An 18,188-nucleotide genomic window follows, 5' to 3' on the forward strand; every position below is an offset into this window, starting at 1 on the left:
GGGCGTGGCGGAGGCGGGACCGCCCCTGAGCCGACCTACCCTAAGGGCATGGGACGCTCTCCTTTCACTCTAGCCGCGGCAGTGACAGCTGCACTGCCCGGGGCGGAGGTCACGGGCGCTCGCGCACTGACGGCCGATGCCGACGGACGTTTCGACTCCGCTGTGGCCACACTGGCCGACGGCCGCGAGCTCGCGATCCGCATCGCCGACGACGACGAGACCGCGCGGGAACTGGCTGCAGAGGCACTGGCGCTTCGCGCGCTGACCGCAGGCGCGCGCGCCATGCTGCCGTTCAGCGCGCCGGAGTACATCGGAGAGACGCGCGTCGGTGAAGGCCGCGCACTCGTCACCGGACTTCTCCCCGGATTCCAGATCGAACCGGCGATGGTGCCCGCCGGCCGTGGCGCAGCCGAATCGATGGGCGCGGCGATCGCGGCGGTCCACGGGCTGCCCACCTCGGTCGTGCGTGGCGCCGGTCTCGTCTCGAAGTCGGCCGAAGACACCAGAGAAGAGCTGGCTCGACTGATCGACCAGGCCGCGGCGACGGGGCGTGTGCCCGCGCGGCTCACGGTGCGCTGGCGGCAGGCGGTCAGCGACGACGATCTCTGGCGCTTCGAGTCGACCGTGGTGCTCGGCGGCGTCCAGGCGACGTCTTTCCTCTTCGACGACGATCCCGAACGCGGGCCCGAGGTCACCGGACTGGTGGGCTGGCACGGGCTCGCCGTGGGAGACCCCGCTCTCGACCTCGCCTGGCTGTCGGCGGCCCCGGACGCCGCGGCCGACGTGCACGCCTCCTATTCGAGCAGCCTCGACCGGGTTCCCGACGCGGCACTCGAGGTACGCGCGCGCCTGCTCGCAGAACTCGAGTTCGCACGCTGGCTGGTCCACGGCGACTCGATGCGCCGCGGCGACATCGTCGACGATGCCGCCGCACTCCTGGAATCCCTGGCCGACGGACTACGAGACGACGACCTCAGTGTCATCGCCACGCGCGGGACGGGAGTGGACTCGGCGCTGGACGCGCTGGATCGCGTGCCCGCCGAGACCGGCCCGGCGATCGACACCTCGATGCAGACGGACGCGTACAACCCCGACGAGCTGTGGCTCGACACGAACGCCGACGCCGACTCCGACAAGACCGGCCCCGTGGAACCGCTGAGTTCGACCGGGCCCGAGGCCGGCGGCGACAACGCCGACGCGGCGCGGCGGGCAGCCATGCTCACCATCGAGACCGAGGACCTCTCCGGAGTGAGCGGTCTGTTCGCCGGCACGACGGGTGCCGCGGGGGTGCGCGAAGAATCGCATCCGCTCCGCTCCCCCTCCGCCGATGCCTCCGGTGTGGCCTCCGACGCAGCCGACTCGCCGACGGACGACGAGGAGGCTCAGCGCGCAGCGCGGGCCGCGCTCCAGCGCTGGAAGAGCTCCTCTTCGGAGTAGATCCGATCATCACGGATGACGAGGTCGTCGCCGACGTAGTAGAGCGCGACGTCGATCTCATCGAGTGGGACGCCGAAGCGACGGTGATACGCGAGTCGGTACAACGCGAGCTGCAGCATGCGCTCCTCGCGCTCCTGCGCGGTCTTCGGCGCCTTTCCGGTCTTCCAGTCCACGATCTCGATGCGGCCGCCGCGGTCCTCACGGCGATACACGGCATCGAGCTTGCAGATCACGATGTGGGCGCGGCGCTCAGGGTCGGCGGCGACGTCGCGGCTCCCCGTACCCAGGGCGAAGTCGATCTCGATCTCGACGGCGATCGGCTGCAGCGGACCCCATTCGCTGCGCTCGAACGTCGCTTGCAGCGCCGCGAGATCTGCCTCGTCCGATGCCGTGACCGAGGGCGCGTGCGAGAACGCGTCGGGTGCGGATGCAGACGACTCGTCCTCGTCGAGCTCCCACAGCGCCTCATCGACACGATTGCCGACGCCGACGAGTTCGGAGCGACGCTCCACCCAGGCGTGGAACAGGGTGCCCAGACGCGTCTGCCGATACGGACGCTCGGGCATCGGCCGCACGATCGACGACAGCGTGCCGGAGAAGTCCGTCACGTAGTCCTTGAACCGGGAGGCCGGGACACGGGTAGGGGCGACGGCGTCCGCCCCCCGCAGACGCGCGGCCCGCTCGGCGAGCAGCCGTGCAAGCTCGGGTGAGGGCTGCAGCTCCTCCCCTCTCTCCGCGGCACCCCGGACGGCCTCCGCCGCAGCGGTGACCACGGCGCGACGTGCGCCCAGGGGGTCGAGGGGCCAGTTGAGCGTCGATCCCGGCCCGTCGTAGGGGTTCTCCTCCGGGTCGACCGGCTCGATGGCCTCAAGACCGAGGACCTCCATCGCCTCCACCAGGTACGGGCTGGGCATGCGCGGGGATTTCTGGCCGGCCCAGTGCGAACCGCTGAGCAAGAGGTCCGTGCGCGCTCGGGTCACGGCCACATATGCCAGCCGGCGCTCCTCCTGCTGCTGGTACCGCCGGTACGCATCCTTGAAGCGCTTGAGAGCGCCGCCGTGCGGGTTCGCCTTGGTCACGCCGCCGGACAGCGATGACTGCCCCAGCGCCTGCCGCTTCTTCGGGTCGCTCTCGCCCTCCATCGCCGCCTCGGGGTCCCAGGTGAAGGTGGGAAGCGCGTCACGGTCACCACGTAGCGCGAACGGCACGACGCCGAAACCGAACCAGCCCGAGGTGTCGGAGACGCGGCCGGGCAGCTCGTCGACGACGAGACGGACGACCGCCACGGCATCCCACTCGAGCCCCTTGGAGCCGTGGATCGTGAGCAGCTGCACCACGCCCGGTTCCGGCGGCTCGGGGCGGGGCATGAGCTCATCGGTGCTCTCGGCCTTCGCGAGCCAGGCGAGCAGACTGCCGATCGTCCCTCGATCGTCGGCGGCGAGGAAGGCAAGCACCTCGTCTGAGAACGCCCGCAGCTGCGTCGCCGCGATGCGCGCCGGACCGCGGGTCTCATTCGCCGCCAGTTCGATGTCGAGACGCAGCTCGAGCTCGATCAGCCGGATCAGCTCAGGGATCGGCTGCGACGACGCACGGCGCAGCCGTTCGAGCATCTCTCCCGCCGCACGGATGCGCTGGCGCCCGTCCGGCGTGATCCCCTCGAGCATGCGGTAGTCGTCGCGCACCGCGCGGACGACGTCGACAGCATCGACGATCGACACGGCTTCATCGGCGCCGCGGGAGGAACGCAGACGCGCGCGCACCTCGTCCGGGAGCGGCATCATCGCGGTGTCGCGCTCGGCCAGCGTGCGCCCCAGGTCGTACAGCGCCGCCATGTCGGCCACGCCCACGCCGAAGCGGGGCCCGGTGAGGAGGCGGATCAGCGCAGAGCCCGCGGTCGGATCATGCACCACCCGAAGCACCGAGACCACGTCGACCACTTCGGGCGTGGCCAGCAGCCCGCCCAGCCCGAGGATGCGGTGCGGGATGCCGCGCGCGGCGAGGGCGGCGGCGAAGGTCTGCATATGCCGCTTGGATCGGAACAGGATCGCCCCGGTGTGCGGGCGCGTGCGTGCCGGGTCCGCCTCATGCGCCACGCGGCGCTCGGCGAACCACTCGGCCACGTCGGAGGCCTCATCGTCGACAGTGAAGGGATACCGCACCGTCACGGCGCCCGCGTCGGCCCCCGGCCGTGGATCGAGCGGAGGAACGTCGAGCTCCGGCCGCTGCAGCGGGGCCAGCACGCCGTTCGCGATGTCGAGGATGCTGCGGTCGTTGCGCCAGCTCGTCATGAGGCTGTATGTCCGGGCCTCACCCCGGCTCGAGAACGAGCGGGAGAAGGCGTAGAGGTTGTCGGCGCTGGCGCCGCGCCAGCCGTAGATGGACTGGTGCGGGTCGCCGACGGCCATCACCGCAGCGTCACGGAACAGCTCGGCGAGGAACTTGGTCTGGATCACCGAGGTGTCCTGATACTCGTCGAGGAGGACGACGCGGTGCAGCTCTCGCAACTCCGTGCGCACATCGGGCGCCGACTCGACGATGTCGTAGGCCCCGCCGACCTGGTCGGCGAAGTCGAGCACGCCGCGGCGCTGCTTCTCGGCGATGTAGTCGCGCACGAGATGGGTGATCACCGGGAGGCTGAGCAGGTTGGTCGCCGCCTTGTCGACGTCGTTGTTCCCCCGGTACGGTTCGAACGCCTGCGCCTGTTCGCGCGCGATCCGCTCGGCCTGATCCAGGTCCACCCGGTGATCGAGCGCGTCACCGGCTAGGCGCTGCACCGCGTCGATCACGGTGCCAAGCGCATAGTCGATGCCTTCGAGTTCTGGCAGGTCGGAGCGCAGCACGACATCACGCGCCAGGATCCAGGAGGCGGCCTGGCTGAGCATCGCCACGTCGGGATCGCGCCCGATCCGTGCCGCGTGCTCGCGCACGATGCCGTCGGCGAAGGCGTTGTACGTCGAGACGCGGGGTCGGATCATCAGGTCCTCCGCGGAACGCGCAGCCGCCGGATTCCAGCCGGTGTCGTGTGCCGCCGCGAGCTCGTCGAGCACCTGCGCCCGCACCACGTCGCGCTGCCGCCCCGGCGCGGCGTCGTCGACACGCCGCAGAGCTCCGGAGCGCACGATCTCCGACAGATGCGGGAGCAGACCGCGACGGCCGTACTCGTCGATCAGTGCGAGCCGCGCGCCGATCCGCTCCGCGAGCTCCCCCGCCGCTTTGCGGGTGAAGGTGAGCCCGAGGATCTCGTCACGGCGCACATGGCCGTTCGCCACGAGCCAGACCACCCGACCCGACATGGTCTCGGTCTTGCCGCTGCCCGCTCCCGCCACGACGAGTGCGGGCTCCGGCGGCGCTTCGATCACGCGCTGCTGCGCTTCGGTCGGCGAGGGCTGCCCGAGCGCTGCGGCGACATCCGTCGCGGAGATGCCGTGGGTCCCCTCCCAGCCCGTCACGCGCTCACCGCCGGGACCGTGTGGATGCGACACGGATGCACCCGCCGCTGCGTATCCGCGCAGTGAGACTCGACCTGCGCCGTGAAGCTCGACGCCGACATCCCCCGGGCGGCATCTGCCACGCGGCGGAGGAACGCGGTCCGCGCCTCGTCGTCGAGGGGGTGCTGGTGCGCGATGCGGTAGTCGCTCTTCGCCAAGGTCTTGGAGACGATGACGAGCCGCGCACCCGCCAGGGCGGCAGGCGCCGCACCGTCGATCAGCCCCTGCTGCACCGCGACCTGGTAGGCGGCGAGCTGTGCGTGCTCGAGCACACCGGAGTCGGACTCGGGATCGGTCTTGCCGGTCTTGAGGTCGACGACGACCGCCCGCTCACCGTCGGCACCGGCAGACATCTCGACCCATCCTCGTCCGCGCGCGTGCGCATGCTCACCCCGTCCGTCTGGGTAGGCCTCGACACGATCGATGTATCCGCTCACGATGGCGCGGGGTCCGATGTCCTCCGCGTCCACCGGACGCACCTGCGGGGCGGTCGTGTCATCACCGAGGGTGACGGCGAAGTCGAAGCGGGATTCGCTGCCGATCACGCGTCCGCCGTCCGCACGGACCTCGCCGAGGTAGCTGTGCAGGCGGTCCACGAACAGGTCGGCACGTCGGCGCTCCTTGCGTCCGATCCACTCGGTCTCGAAGTCCAGCTCGGGCCAGTGCTCGGCCACGATCGCGCGCATGAGTTCGAGGTCGCCGTCCGGCACCTTCTCCATGGCCTCGTGGACGATCGTGCCGATGCCCGCCGTCGGCGGCATCACGGTGTCGCCCCCCAGAGCCGATACCACCCAGTTCAGGCCGCACTCCTCGTAGGACTCCATCTTCGACGGGGACACCCGCGCGCCGTCGACCTCGAGGTCTCGCAGTGGGGCCCGCGTCGAGAGGGGCATGACCCCGTACCAGTCCGCAGGGTCGGCACCGGCGACTCCCTCGCGCGCAAGGACCGCGAGCTGCTCTGCTGCCTCCTGGCGCACCTGCGGGGCGCGGGACGTCGTGAGCACTCTCCGATTGCGGGCCACGAAGCCGCGCAGGGTGAGCGGATGCTCCGCCGACGCATGCTGCGCGGCGGGATCCGGCGCGGGGAGGAAGCCGAAGAAGGCGCTCGGAGTCATGTCGTCGTCGTCGACCGCCGTGACGAGCAGACGATCGCGCGCTCGGGAGACGGCGCGGACGAACAGCCTCAGCTCATCGTGGAGTGCGCTGCGGCGCCGGTCGAGCGGTGTCGGCGCCTCGACGCGCACCCCGGTACGGCTCGCGGCGAGCGCATCGGCGAGCCTCCAGGTCTGGAGCATGCCGCCGCGCAGGCGCACATTCGGCCAGACACCGTCCTGCACACCTGCCACCACGACCGCGTCGAACTCGGTGCTCAGCGCGGTCGCGGGCGTGAGCAACGTGACCCTGCCCGGTCGGTCGGGCGTCGAGAGGGAGTCCTCTGGCACCTCGCTGTCGAGGATGTCGCGCACGAACACCTCCGGGTGCTCGTTCGGCGTGCGCTCGACGGACCGTTTCGCCGCATCGAACAGGGACACGAGTGCGTCCAGGGCTCTGGCCGTCTCTGCTCCGGTCGGCTGCAGCGAGATCTCGCGCCAGGCGACGTGGAGCCGACGACCGTCCACGGCGCGCGCCTGGTCCCACACCCTCCAGAGCAGGTCGTGCACGGTCTCTCCGGAGGCGGCGGCCTCCGCAAGGGCGGCGATCGTGTCGGCGAATCGTGCGGCGGTGCGCGACTCCGGCGCGTCGATGAGGGTGAAGTGCGCGGGATTCGCCATGGCCTGCCGCAGGAGTTCGCGTGCAGGGGTCGAACCGCCCTGCTCCAGCTCGATGTGCCGCAGACGCGCGCGCAGCCGACGCAGGCCGATCGCGTCCATCCCGCCGAACGGCGTCCGCAGCGCTTCCTCCAGCTCCAAGGGCGTGCGCTCCTCGACGGGGGTCAGCGCGAGTCGCACGATCCCGACGATGTCGCGCACGATGCCCTCGCTGCCGAGCGGGCGCTGCACGCCCGCGGCCTTGGTCGGGATCTCCCGCGCCGCGAGCTCGGTCTCCAGCTGCGTCACCTGCCGTGTGTCGTGCGCGATGACCGCCATCCGGTCCCAGCGGATCCCCGCAGTGAGATGCCACTCGCGCATCACGCCGGCGATCCTGTCGAGCTCCTCATGAGGCGACGGGGCAACGAACGTCGACACCGCTGACGCCGCCTCCGAGTCGTCCCCACCGACGGGGCCGGGAGCACGGCGGTGATCGACACGACCGGAGACGCCGATCGCCTGGGTGATCGTGCGGGTGAGGGCGGTGAGCGCGGGCTTCTGCCGGTGGGGCTCATCGAGCACGTGCACCTCGCCGAGCGCTCCCGCGAGCTGCGCGAACAGCTCAGGACTCGCGCCGCGGAACGCGCCGGACGAGATGTCGGGGTCCCCGAAGGCGTGCACGGCCACGCCGCGCGCGCGGAGGGCGCGGACCACCGCGATCCCGCCGCGCGTGAGTTCCTGGGCATCGTCGATCAGCACGACGCGCAGCGGCGCGAGGGGTCCGAGGGTGGCGGGATCGGCCACCTCCAGGATCGCGCTGGCCTCGCTGAGCAGGTCGGCGGCGTCACGGTGCGCCGACCGGAGAGCGTCGAGCACCGAGCGGTACTCCTCGAGGAACTCCGCGGCGGCAGCCCAGACCGGGTCGCCGGCGTCGCGGAGTTCGCCGGGCCGGGCGCCGAGCTCCGTGCACTCGGCGAGGAACGCCCGCAGCTCCGATCGGAAGCCCTTCGACGCCCGCACCGAGGGGCTGAGGGCCTCCGGCCAGTCGATCAGCCCGTCCTCTGCGTCACCCGCGAGCAGCTCCGCGATGATGCGGTCCTGATCGGCGCCGGTGAGCAGCGCCGGGGGTTCCGCACCGGCACGGACCATCGCACCGCGCACCACCTGGAACGCGAAAGATCCCAGCGACCGCGCGAGCGGACCGGGCGTGGCCTGCCCGATGCGCACGCCGATCCGGTCGCGCAGAGCCGTCGCCGCCTGGCGGCTGGGCGTGAGCACGAGCACTTCTTCCGGGCGGAGCTGCTCGACGTCGAGCAGCTGCACCACACGATCGACGAGCGCACGGGTCTTGCCTGTGCCCGGCGCTCCGATGATGACCCCTGATGCGTGTGTCTCGGCCGTCACGACGGCTCGTTGCGCAGCATCCCCTGTCATGCCCTCCACGCTAGCCGGACGCGCCGACATCGCCGCCCGGCCGCCCCGGCCCGGATGTGCGCTCACGGCGAAACCGAGCGCCGGCGCCGATCCCACCCCGAGCGCCCGGGGTAGAGTTGGGCGAGTCCTCGAACGGCGGCGTCTGACGACGCCCGGCCGTTCCGTAACGCAAGGAGCACGCGTGGAAATCCGCATCGGAATCATCAACACCGGCCGCGAACTGAGCTTCGACACCGGCGCGAGCGCCGACGAGATCCGCAGCCAGGTCGCTGCAGCCCTCGAGCAGAGCACGTCGCACCTGAGCTTCTCCGACGTCAAGGGCAACTCCTACATCGTCCCGACCGCCAACCTCGGCTACATCGAGCTGGGCACCGAGGAACTGCGTCGCGTCGGCTTCGTCGCCTGATCCGTCGTGTACATCCTCCTCGCGCTCATCGGCGCGTGTGTCCTCGGAATCGCCGCGCACTTCCTGATCGGTGGTCGTGAGCTGCGCGGCGTCGCGCTCACGCCGGCGATCGCCACCGCGACCTCCGCGCTCGTGTACACCGGCCTGCAGTGGACCGGCGTCGGCGAGGACAGCGTCTGGCTGTGGCTGGCGAGCGTGGTCGGAGCGGTCGCCGTGGCAGCACTCGCGACGCTGGCGCTCGTCGCTGCTCGCCGCCGCTCGGATGCCACGGCGAAAGCCGCGCTCGGGATCTGACGCCCGGTGACCGCCCGACGCACGCTGCTGTGGATCCGCATCTGCATCGGGATCCTCATCCTCGGACTGTTCGTCAGCGGCGTGACCGCGTTCCCGCTCCGTGAGGAGCTCGCTCTCGGGTCGGACCTCCTGCATGCCACCCCGGCATCCACCTGGTTGCCCGACGCGGTCGCCTGGGTGGACAGGGTGTCGCACGCCCTGACCGACGTCGGCGCGCGCTATCCCTTCATCGCCTACGGCACGGACTGGCTCGCCTATGCGCACCTCGTGTTGGCGGTGCTCTTCGTCGGGCCGCTCGTCAACCCGGTGCGCAACATCTGGGTGATCCAGTTCGGCGTCATCGCCTGCGCCGGCATCATCCCGCTCGCCCTGATCGCCGGGAGCATCCGGGGCATCCCGCTCGGCTGGCAGCTGATCGACATGTCGTTCGGCGTGATCGGCGTGATCCCGCTCGCCATCGCCTGGCGCCTGACCCGCCGGCTCGAACGCCACCCCGATCGCTAGGAGGCGAGCCCCATCGCGTCCATCCGGCGCGCGTGCGCGCCCATCAGCTCGGTGTAGACCGGTTCGATGCGCTCGTCATCCGCCGCGAGGAACTCCGGGCGCAGCGCGGAACGGCACACCAGGATCGTGTCGCCGACCAGACGACGAGCCCACATGGACAGCAGCGAACGCCACTCCTCGTCGCTCTCGATCGTCTCCTGGATGATCGCGACGATCTCGTGCCGCGCATCGTCCTCGCGCAGGATGTCGGCGACGCGCCGTCCGGCATCGCCATAGCTGGACGCGAGTGCCAGATAGAAGTCGTCGAGCATGCCCGCGGTGATGTAGACGGCGAGCAGCGTCTCGCGGGGGCGCGCACCGATCGTCTTGCGTCGGAAGGCGTCGAGGTTCTCCCGGAAGGGGAGCATCAGCTGCGTCGGGTCGTCGCCGCGTTCGGCGATCAGTTCCACGATCGCGCGGTGCTTGGTGAGCGTGGCGCCGGCCGCCCGCGACAGCGACTCCTTCTCGGAGAGCTCCGGAGTCGCGCGGATGAGGCGCGTGAGCGTCTCGAAGTAGCCGAGCTGCAGATAGGCGGCCTGACCGAGGAAGCGCGGGAGCTCTGGTGCGAGCTCCGCGAAGTCCACGCGGGTCGCGTCGCCCTGATCACCCCTGCTGCGCAGAGTCAGCGCGCGCCGCGGGGCGGCATCGCGCTGCCAGAACCACTTAACCACGGAGACTCCCTACCCAGTTCGCCACGACGTTCACAATACCCGCGTGGCCGACCTCTACCAGCTGTTCGCACCCGCTCGGGTAGGCTGGGCGTGTCCCGCCGTTGGAGCGGGCCCCCGCGCCTGTGGCACAAGAGACGGCGTGGATCCGTTTACGTGGTGATCTGCGAACGATCGCCGGACAGGCAATTGAACAAGTGACAACTTTCTCTGATCTCGGTATCGATCAGGACATCGTCGACGCACTCGCCGCCAAGGGCATCGTCGACGCGTTCCCCATCCAGGAGCAGACCATTCCGCTCGGTCTGCCCGGCCAGGACATCATCGGACAGGCCAAGACCGGAACCGGGAAGACCTTCGGCTTCGGCATCCCCGTCGTCCAGCGCCTCGGACTGAACCCCGAGCACGGCGTGAAGGCGCTCATCGTGGTGCCGACCCGCGAGCTCGCGGTGCAGGTGTACGAGGACATCGACCTGCTCACCAGCAACCGCTCCACCAGTGTGGTCGCGATCTACGGTGGCAAGGCGTACGAAGGCCAGATCGACCAGCTCAAGGCAGGCGCACAGATCGTCGTCGGCACGCCGGGGCGTCTGATCGACCTCGCAGGACAGCGACTGCTCGATCTCTCGAACGCGACGGAGGTCGTGCTCGACGAGGCCGACAAGATGCTCGACCTCGGCTTCCTCGCCGACATCGAGAAGATCTTCCAGAAGGTCCCGCCGGTGCGGCACACGCAGCTCTTCTCGGCGACCATGCCCGGACCGATCGTGGCCCTCGCCCGTCGCTTCATGACGAACCCGATCCACATCCGCGCGAGCGACCCCGACGAGGGCCTCACGCAGGCGAACATCAAGCACCTGGTCTACCGGGCGCACTCGCTCGACAAGGATGAGGTCATCGCGCGCATCCTGCAGGCCGAGGGCCGCGGCAAGACCGTGATCTTCACCCGCACCAAGCGCGCCGCTCAGCGCCTGGTCGACGAGCTGGGCGACCGCGGCTTCAACGTCGGCGGCGTGCACGGCGACATGGGCCAGGATCAGCGCGAGCGCTCGATGGCCGCCTTCAAGGCCGGCAAGCGCGATGTGCTCGTCGCGACCGACGTCGCGGCCCGTGGCATCGATGTCGACGACGTGACCCACGTCATCAACCACACGATCCCCGATGAGGACAAGACCTACCTGCACCGCGCCGGACGCACCGGCCGCGCGGGCAAGACCGGCATCGCGGTCACCTTCGTCGACTGGGAGGACCTGCACAAGTGGGCCCTCATCAACCGGGCGCTCGAGTTCGGCCAGCCGGAACCCGTCGAGACGTACTCTTCGAGCCCGCACCTGTACTCCGACCTCGACATCCCCCAGGGCACGAAGGGCCGTCTCACGTCCGCCCCGAAGACCCAGGCCGTGAAGACGGAGCGCACGCGTCGTCCCGAGCGCGCAGCTGACGCCGCTGCCGAGGGGACGGAGGAGGGCGGCACGCGCCGCCGGCGTCGCCGTCGGGGCTCAGCCCCTGTCGGCTCGACCTTCGCCGAGGGCGCGGAGCAGACCGCGGGAGCCGACGCGCAGAGCGCGCCCGCCGACCGCAGCGCCGAGGGCGCAGGCACCCACGACGGTGCGGGCAAGGAACATCACGACGGCAAGCCGGCTCCGGCCCGTCGTCGCCGCCGCCGTCGCGGCGGCTCGGGCGGAGGAACGGCCCCGGCCGGCGCCTGATCGATCTCAGAGGGGGCGGATGCTGCGACAGCGGCATCCGCCCCCTCTGTCATCCGCGGTGGCCGCGGTGGGTACACCCAGGTGACGAGCACGACCGAGATGATCATCAGCAGGAACCACGACACCAGCTTGCTGGCCGACACCGGCTGCCAACCGTCCGCCTGATCCGGATACATCCACGCCCCGGCCCAGGTGCCGATGTTCTCCGCCAGGTAGATGAACACGGCCACTCCCGCGAAGACCGCCAGCAGCGGCAGCCGGAGGGTGCGACGCCAGACCCGCGCGTGCATCACGGTGGGGATCCACAGCAGCACCACGGCCGCGAGCAGCACCCAGCGGGCATCCCACCAGTAGTGGTGCGTGAAGAAGTTCGCGTAGATCGCCAGCGCGACCACCGAGGTCAGCAGCCGGTGGGGGTAGCGGGTGAAGCCCAGATCGAACAGTCGATACACGCGCACCATATAGGAGCCGACCGCGGCGTACATGAACCCGCTGAACAGCGGAACACCTCCGATGCGGAGGATGCCGTCCGCCGCATACATCCACGACCCGACGTCGGTCTTGAACAGCTCCATCAGCGTGCCGGTGAGGTGGAACAGCACGATCACCCAGAGTTCGCGTCCGCTCTCGAGACGGAACACGAGCATCGCGATCTGAATGATCACGGCTGCGATCGTCAGGGCATCGTTGCGGGCGATCACCGCGTCATCGGGATACCAGAGCCGGGCCGCCACGATCACGGCGAGGAGGGCGGCCCCGAAGATGCAGGCCCATGCCTGCTTGAGGAGGAACACCACGACCTCGACGAGGGCGGCGCGGATGCCGTCGGCGGGAGCCTGCTGCAGCAGACGATGAGCGAAGGCATCGACGCGGCGCTCCACAGAAGTCGCTTGGCGCATGCGCAGGAACGTATCAACACCGCTCGCGAATGTGCCGGGAGTGTCCCGACAGAACGCCGGGCGCGTGTCAGGGGTATCGCGGTTCCGACCCGCTCGCGCGTGCGATGAGCCGGGAGACCATCTGCTCGGAGGTGGTGTTCTCACCGGGCAGGTTGGGCTTGCCGCTGCCGTGATAGTCGCTCGAGCCCGTGACGATGAGGTCGTGCGACGCGGCGATCTCGTGCAGCAGCCTCTTGCCCGCGGCGGTGTTCTCGCGATGGTCGATCTCGAATCCGCCGAGGCCCGCCGCGATCAGCTGCTCGATGAACGGCGCCGGCATCATGCGATCGCGGCCAGACGTCGCCGGGTGGGCGATCACGGCCACTCCCCCTGCCTCGGTGATCAGTCGCACGGCCGTGAGCGGGTCGGGCGCATAGTGCGGCTCGTAGTAGCCGGCGCGCGGGTGCAGGATGCCGTCGAACGCCTCGGTGCGATCGCGCACGATGCCGCGTGCGACCAGCGCGTCGGCGATGTGCGGACGGCCCACCGTGGCGTCGGCGACGGTCTGGGCGACCACATCGTCCCAGTGCAGGTCGTAGTCGCGTCCGATGTGGCGCACGATCCGCTCAGCGCGCCCGATCCGGTCGTCGCGGATCCGCGCGGTCTCCGCGTTGAGGGCCGCATCCTCGGGGTCGAACAGGTAGCCCAGCACGTGCACGCTGCGCCACTCGTGCTTCGCCGAGAGCTCCATGCCAGGGAGGAACGTCATCCCGAGCGCGACGGCTGCGTCGCCCGCCTCGCCCCATCCCGTCGTGCGGTCGTGATCGGTGAGGGCGGCGGTGCGCACCCCGTGCGCGTGCGCCTGGCGCATCACCTCGGCCGGCGCCTCCGTGCCGTCGGAATGGTGGGAGTGCAGGTGCAGGTCGGCGGGCCCTGCGAACCTGTGGGGGTGATGATCGGCCATCCTCCGAGCGTACCGAGCAGAGCGGGTCGCGGCCGCGAACGCACCACCGGGGCAGGGACTTCCCAGCCTGCTCTTCTAGGCTTGTCGGGATGCTTCGACTACTGGGGATTCTGTTCACCGTGCTGCTCGCGATCGCCACGGCGATCGTCGTGTGGCCGCAGTTCTTCCGTCTGGAGCAGACCTATCCCTTCACGCAGCTCGTGTCGGCCAGAGGGCTGGTGCTCGGCGCCTTCCTCGTCGTCGCGGTGCTCGCGTTGCTGCTGCTCTTCATCCGTCCGTTGCGAGGGTTCGCGGCATCCGTGCTGATCGTCGCACTCCTCGGGGCCGCAGCCACCGGGATCATCGGCGCGATGCGCGGCTTCGGCACCACTGCCCTTCCCGAGAAGACGGACAGCAGCGTCCGTGTGCTCACCTGGAACACCGCGGGCGAGGCTGTCTCCGCTGAGACGATCGCGCAGCAGATCCTCGATCAGGGCGCCGATATCGTCGCCCTCCCCGAGACGACCGAGGCCGTCGGCGAGCGCATCGCGATCATGCTGCGCGAGCAGGGGCATCCCATGTGGGTGCATCACGTGCAGTTCCGACCGGATGTACCGGACGGCCCCCAGTCCTGGCAGACCACGGTGCTGGTCTCCCCCGAGCTCGGTGAGTACTCGGTCATCCAGTCCTCCGAGGACGGCTCCAGCAACACCGGCTCCGTGCCGAGCGTCGTGCTGATGCCGATCGACGGCAGCGGGCCCACGATCGTCGCCGTCCACGCCGTCGCGCCGCGCATGGAGGAGATGCAGCAGTGGCGCTCCGACCTGCAGTGGGTCGCCGACCAGTGCCCCGCCGGAGACGTCATCCTCGCGGGCGACTTCAATGCCACCATCGATCACATGGCGTCTCTCGGCGTCGACGGCGGAGACATGGGCTACTGCCGCGATGTGGCGTCGCGCACCGGCAACGGGCTGTCCGGCACATGGCCGAGCTCGCTCCCCGCTCTCGCCGGCGCTCCCATCGACCACGTCATGGCATCCGACAACTGGACCCCCTCCGGATCGGTCGTCCTCGACGACGCCGGCGGCAGCGACCACCGCGCGCTCGTGGTCCAGCTCGAGCCCGCCGGCTGAGCTCCCGCGCTCGAGCCTCAGGTGACAGACTGGAGGGATGAGCACCGCAGAGCGCGACACGATCGCAGAGCCCGCCGTCGAGAACAGCAACACGAACCGCAAGCAGCCCTTCCCCCGCGGGTTCCTGGACACGATCTCCACCGGGTGGGCGGAACGCCCCGAAACCCTTCCCGCGCCGCGCGCTCAGGCCTCGTTCGCCGCCGCCCGCCGCGCCGCGCTCTCCGACGCCTTCCCCGGCAAGCGCCTGGTGGTCCCCGCAGGCGCCCTCAAGCAGCGCAGCAACGACACCGACTACGTCTTCCGCGCCCATTCCGCGTTCGCCCACCTCACCGGCTGGGGATCGGATGCGGAGCCCGACTCGATCCTGGTCTTCGAGCCGGTCGACGGCGCGCACGAGGTGACGCTGTACTTCCGCGAACGCGCCGACCGCACCACGACCGAGTTCTACGCCGACGCGACCGTCGGCGAGTTCTGGATCGGCCCGCGCCCGTCCCTGGCGGGGGTCGCCGCCGACCTCGACATCGCCACCGACCACCTCTCCGCGTTCCAGCCCGTCGACGGCGAGCTGATCATCGACGATGACGAAGAGCTGACCCGCGCCGTCTCCGAGCTCCGCCTGATCAAGGACGAGTTCGAGATCGCCGAGATGCGCAGGGCCGTCGAGATCACGGCCGCCGGATTCGACGACATCATCCGCGAACTCCCGGCCGCCGTCGCACATGCGCGCGGCGAGCGCGTCGTGGAGGGCGTGTTCCACCGTCGTGCGCGCGAAGACGGCAACGGCGAGGGCTACGACACGATTGCCGCCTCCGGTCCGCACGCCTGCTACCTGCATTGGACCCGCAACGACGGCACCGTGGTGCCGGGCGACCTGATCCTGGTGGACGCGGGCGCCGAAGCCGACAGCCTGTACACGGCGGACATCACCCGGACGCTGCCGGTCTCCGGCACCTTCACCGAGGTGCAGCGTCGCGTGTACGAGACCGTCCGCGAGGCCGCCGATGCCGCCTTCGCCGCGGCTCAGGTCGGTGTGCGGTTCCGCGATGTGCACGGGGCCGCGATGAAGGTCATCGCCGAGCGCGTCGCCGAGTGGGGTCTGCTCCCCGTGACGGCGGAAGAGGCTCTCGACGCGGACGCCGGCGGCCAGCACCGTCGCTACATGGTGCACGGCACCTCGCACCACCTCGGCATCGACGTGCACGACTGCGCTCAGGCCCGCCGCGAGATGTACTACGACGGCATCCTCGCCCCGGGCATGGTGTTCACGATCGAGCCCGGGTTGTACTTCCAGATCGACGATCTCACGGTGCCGGTCGACCTGCGCGGCATCGGCGTGCGCATCGAGGACGACATCCTGATGACCGCAGACGGCCCCGTGAATCTGTCGGCGGGCATCCCCCGCACGGCCGACGAGGTCGAGGCCTGGATCGCGCGCGTCCAGGGCTGACGCCCGCCCGACCGCTGCGCCCGTTGAGCCTCAGCCGCCGATGAACTCGGCGATCACCGGGGCGAACGATGCGCCGACGTCGGCAGCGGGTCGCTTCCGCCCCTTCACTTCGAAGGAGTGACCGCCGCCGTCGATCCAGGCGACTCTCGCATGCTGGCAGGTGGCCACGACGGCCTCGAACTGCTCCAGCGGCTGGATGAACGGATCGTTCGTTCCCTCGATGAACAGCTGAGGGATCGCGATCGCCGGCAGATGCTCGGCGCGCGGCTTCTCGGGCTTGCCCGGTGCGTGCAGAGGATAGCCGAGGTACGCGAGCCCGTCGACGACGAGTCCTTCGGCGACCGCCATCGACGCCATCCGGCCGCCGTAGGACTTGCCCGTCGCCCAGACGCGCGCCGAGGGGGCCTGTGCGCGCACCCAGCCGACGACGGCGTTCCAGGTGGCGATGGCGTGGGCCGCCGGCCCCGGCATCCGCCGTCCCTGCTCGACGTAGGGGAAGTTGAATCGCAGGGTCGACAAGCCCTGCGCGCCGAGCGCATCGGCGAGACCGACCAGGAAGGGGTGATCCTTGCCTGCTCCGGCCCCGTGGGCGATGATCACGACGTCACCGCCGCGCGCGTCCGTCCAGTCAGCCGTCACGGTCACCACACCGGTGGCCAGCTCAACGGGGATCTGAATCGTCACGCGCGGGCGAAGGGGATCGCGAACGGCACGCGCATGACCTTGCCCGACGAGGACCGGATCGTGCCGACGATGACGAGGACCAGGTGAAGGAGCGAGATCGCGGCGTAGATCGTCAGCGGGATGCCGATCGGGTAGAACCCGGTGGCGGGGCTGTCGGCGGTCAGGGCGAACAGGATGACGAAGTGCAGCACGATGAGCGACGTGGAGATCAACAGGTACGTGAGCCCCCAGTTGAGCGCTGCGCGGGCGTTCTCGCGAGCGACGCCGCCGGCGCGGCGGGACGCTCCGCCGCTGACGGCCATCGCGATGCCCGAGGCGATCCCGCCCACGAACGGGAACGGGATGACGATCAGGAATCCGAGGACCCACGGCAGCAGACCGCGCGGGGGCACGGCGGGCGCGACGGCCGGATAGCCGGGGGCGGGGTGACCGGGAACCGGGACGCCGGGAGCCGGAGGCGCCGCCTGGTACCCGGGCGCCGGGTACGGGGGTGCCGGGTACGGGGGTGCCGGATGTGTCGCCGGCGGATACGGAGGGGCAGCCGCGGCGGGCGCCGGCGGAAGAGGCGGGTGCGCGGGAGGAGCGGGCGGGATGGCTCCGGGCTGCTGCGGCCCCGAAGGCGACGTCATCGTGTCTCGCTCGATGCCGCGTCCGGATCGGCCGACGGCGCGTCGTCCGACGACTGCGCGGAGGGTTCGGCGGGCGCATCGACCGGATCCGCCGGGCGCGGCGGGATGACCGGCTCGCCCGCAGTGGCGGGAACGGGCTGGGCCGGAGCGGCACCGACGGGCACGATCCGCTCGCCGTAGCGCGGCGGCTCATCGAGATTGACCGGAGGCCGGATCGGTTCCGGCCGCGCCGCTCCGATCGCCTGCCGCGCCTTGGCCAGCGACGCCGGCATCACGGTGACCTCGTAGTGGTCGGCAGCGAACTGCGTGACGCTCGCGAAGTCACGACGCCGACGCACGATCGCGTAGGTGATCAGGCTCAACAGCATCCCGACGGCGACACCGATGAAGACGAAGCCCACGAAGAGCTGGATCGGCACCTCGGGGTTGCCGAGCACCAGGATGGCGGAGAGGAAGAGTCCGATCAGCACGCCGTTGATCGCACCCGAGCGCGCGGCAGCGGCGTAGCCGAGCTTTCCGGTGACACGCTCCACGGTGCGCACGCTTTGCCCGACGATCGCGATGTCCCTGGCAGGAACCTCCGCGGCGATCAGCTTCGACACCGTCTTCTGTGCGCTCTCGTAGTCGCGCATCGACGCGACGATCTCGCCGCTGTCGGCGCTGTTCGCTGGTCGGTTCAACATGCTCATCCGACCATTCTTCCACGCGCTGCTATGGCGGCGCGGGGAATGCAAGAGGGGAGCTGTC

Annotated in this window: 15 protein-coding genes; 7 read left to right on the forward strand and 8 right to left on the reverse strand. The window is 70.4% G+C overall.

What is annotated here, in order from left to right:
• Positions 1–48 precede the first annotated feature (48 nt).
• Positions 49–1,437, forward strand: a complete 1,389-nt coding sequence (locus tag ACIOVG_RS01170) for a phosphotransferase (RefSeq protein ID WP_400868235.1) — start codon at positions 49–51, stop codon at positions 1,435–1,437.
• Here ACIOVG_RS01170 and ACIOVG_RS01175 read toward each other — a convergent pair.
• Positions 1,383–4,919 carry a UvrD-helicase domain-containing protein gene (locus ACIOVG_RS01175; protein ID WP_400868237.1) on the reverse strand — a complete coding sequence of 1,179 codons (3,537 nt, stop codon included), beginning with the start codon at positions 4,917–4,919 and terminating at the stop codon, positions 1,383–1,385. The two genes, ACIOVG_RS01170 and ACIOVG_RS01175, sit on opposite strands and share 55 nt — an antisense overlap.
• Positions 4,883–8,107: an ATP-dependent helicase gene (locus tag ACIOVG_RS01180; RefSeq protein ID WP_400868239.1), complete on the reverse strand. Its 3,225-nt coding sequence runs from the start codon at positions 8,105–8,107 to the stop codon at positions 4,883–4,885. The genes ACIOVG_RS01175 and ACIOVG_RS01180 overlap by 37 nt, the downstream gene beginning before the upstream one ends.
• Positions 8,108–8,288: 181 nt before the next feature.
• On the opposite strand from ACIOVG_RS01180, the gene ACIOVG_RS01185 reads away from it, so the two are divergent.
• Genes ACIOVG_RS01185 through ACIOVG_RS01195 form a run of 3 tightly spaced genes read left to right on the forward strand, consistent with a single transcriptional unit; the run spans position 8,289 to position 9,311 of the window.
• Positions 8,289–8,513 carry a DUF3107 domain-containing protein gene (locus ACIOVG_RS01185; RefSeq protein ID WP_400868241.1) on the forward strand — a complete coding sequence of 75 codons (225 nt, stop codon included), beginning with the start codon at positions 8,289–8,291 and terminating at the stop codon, positions 8,511–8,513.
• A 6-nt stretch (positions 8,514–8,519) separates the two neighbouring features.
• A complete protein-coding gene (locus tag ACIOVG_RS01190) occupies positions 8,520–8,807 on the forward strand; it encodes a hypothetical protein (RefSeq protein ID WP_400868243.1) in 288 nt (95 codons plus the stop codon).
• Between the two features lie 6 nt (positions 8,808–8,813).
• Entirely contained in the window at positions 8,814–9,311 is a 498-nt protein-coding gene (locus tag ACIOVG_RS01195) for a hypothetical protein (protein WP_400868247.1), read from the forward strand.
• On the opposite strand, the gene ACIOVG_RS01200 is transcribed toward ACIOVG_RS01195, so the two are convergent.
• The gene (locus tag ACIOVG_RS01200; RefSeq protein ID WP_400868250.1) at positions 9,308–10,021 is read right to left on the reverse strand and encodes a ferritin-like fold-containing protein; all 714 of its coding nucleotides are present in this window, start codon (positions 10,019–10,021) and stop codon (positions 9,308–9,310) included. The genes ACIOVG_RS01195 and ACIOVG_RS01200 overlap by 4 nt on opposite strands.
• 194 nt (positions 10,022–10,215) lie before the next feature.
• Between ACIOVG_RS01200 and ACIOVG_RS01205 the strand changes: the two genes are divergently transcribed.
• A complete protein-coding gene (locus tag ACIOVG_RS01205) occupies positions 10,216–11,727 on the forward strand; it encodes a DEAD/DEAH box helicase (RefSeq protein ID WP_400868252.1) in 1,512 nt (503 codons plus the stop codon).
• On the opposite strand, the gene ACIOVG_RS01210 is transcribed toward ACIOVG_RS01205, so the two are convergent.
• A complete protein-coding gene (locus tag ACIOVG_RS01210; RefSeq protein WP_400868254.1) occupies positions 11,643–12,626 on the reverse strand; it encodes a DUF817 domain-containing protein in 984 nt (327 codons plus the stop codon). The genes ACIOVG_RS01205 and ACIOVG_RS01210 overlap by 85 nt on opposite strands.
• Before the next feature lie 67 nt (positions 12,627–12,693).
• The gene (locus ACIOVG_RS01215) at positions 12,694–13,569 is read right to left on the reverse strand and encodes a PHP domain-containing protein (protein ID WP_400868256.1); all 876 of its coding nucleotides are present in this window, start codon (positions 13,567–13,569) and stop codon (positions 12,694–12,696) included.
• A gap of 89 nt (positions 13,570–13,658) precedes the next feature.
• On the opposite strand from ACIOVG_RS01215, the gene ACIOVG_RS01220 reads away from it, so the two are divergent.
• A complete protein-coding gene (locus ACIOVG_RS01220; RefSeq protein WP_400868258.1) occupies positions 13,659–14,681 on the forward strand; it encodes an endonuclease/exonuclease/phosphatase family protein in 1,023 nt (340 codons plus the stop codon).
• Between the two features lie 37 nt (positions 14,682–14,718).
• Positions 14,719–16,128 carry an aminopeptidase P family protein gene (locus tag ACIOVG_RS01225; protein ID WP_400868260.1) on the forward strand — a complete coding sequence of 470 codons (1,410 nt, stop codon included), beginning with the start codon at positions 14,719–14,721 and terminating at the stop codon, positions 16,126–16,128.
• 30 nt (positions 16,129–16,158) lie between these two features.
• Here ACIOVG_RS01225 and ACIOVG_RS01230 read toward each other — a convergent pair whose 3' ends face one another.
• From ACIOVG_RS01230 to ACIOVG_RS01240, 3 genes are read right to left on the reverse strand one after another with little or no spacing between them, the layout of a single operon-like run.
• Positions 16,159–16,812: an alpha/beta family hydrolase gene (locus tag ACIOVG_RS01230; RefSeq protein ID WP_400868262.1), complete on the reverse strand. Its 654-nt coding sequence runs from the start codon at positions 16,810–16,812 to the stop codon at positions 16,159–16,161.
• Positions 16,809–17,441, reverse strand: coding sequence for a DUF4870 domain-containing protein (locus ACIOVG_RS01235; protein ID WP_400868264.1), 633 nt, complete (start codon positions 17,439–17,441; stop codon positions 16,809–16,811). Before ACIOVG_RS01235 ends, ACIOVG_RS01230 begins: the two co-directional genes overlap by 4 nt.
• Entirely contained in the window at positions 17,438–18,130 is a 693-nt protein-coding gene (locus tag ACIOVG_RS01240; protein ID WP_400868266.1) for a general stress protein, read from the reverse strand. Before ACIOVG_RS01240 ends, ACIOVG_RS01235 begins: the two co-directional genes overlap by 4 nt.
• Positions 18,131–18,188 lie beyond the last annotated feature (58 nt).

This window comes from Microbacterium sp. NPDC087591 (assembly GCF_044743625.1).
Lineage (GTDB): Bacteria > Actinomycetota > Actinomycetes > Actinomycetales > Microbacteriaceae > Microbacterium.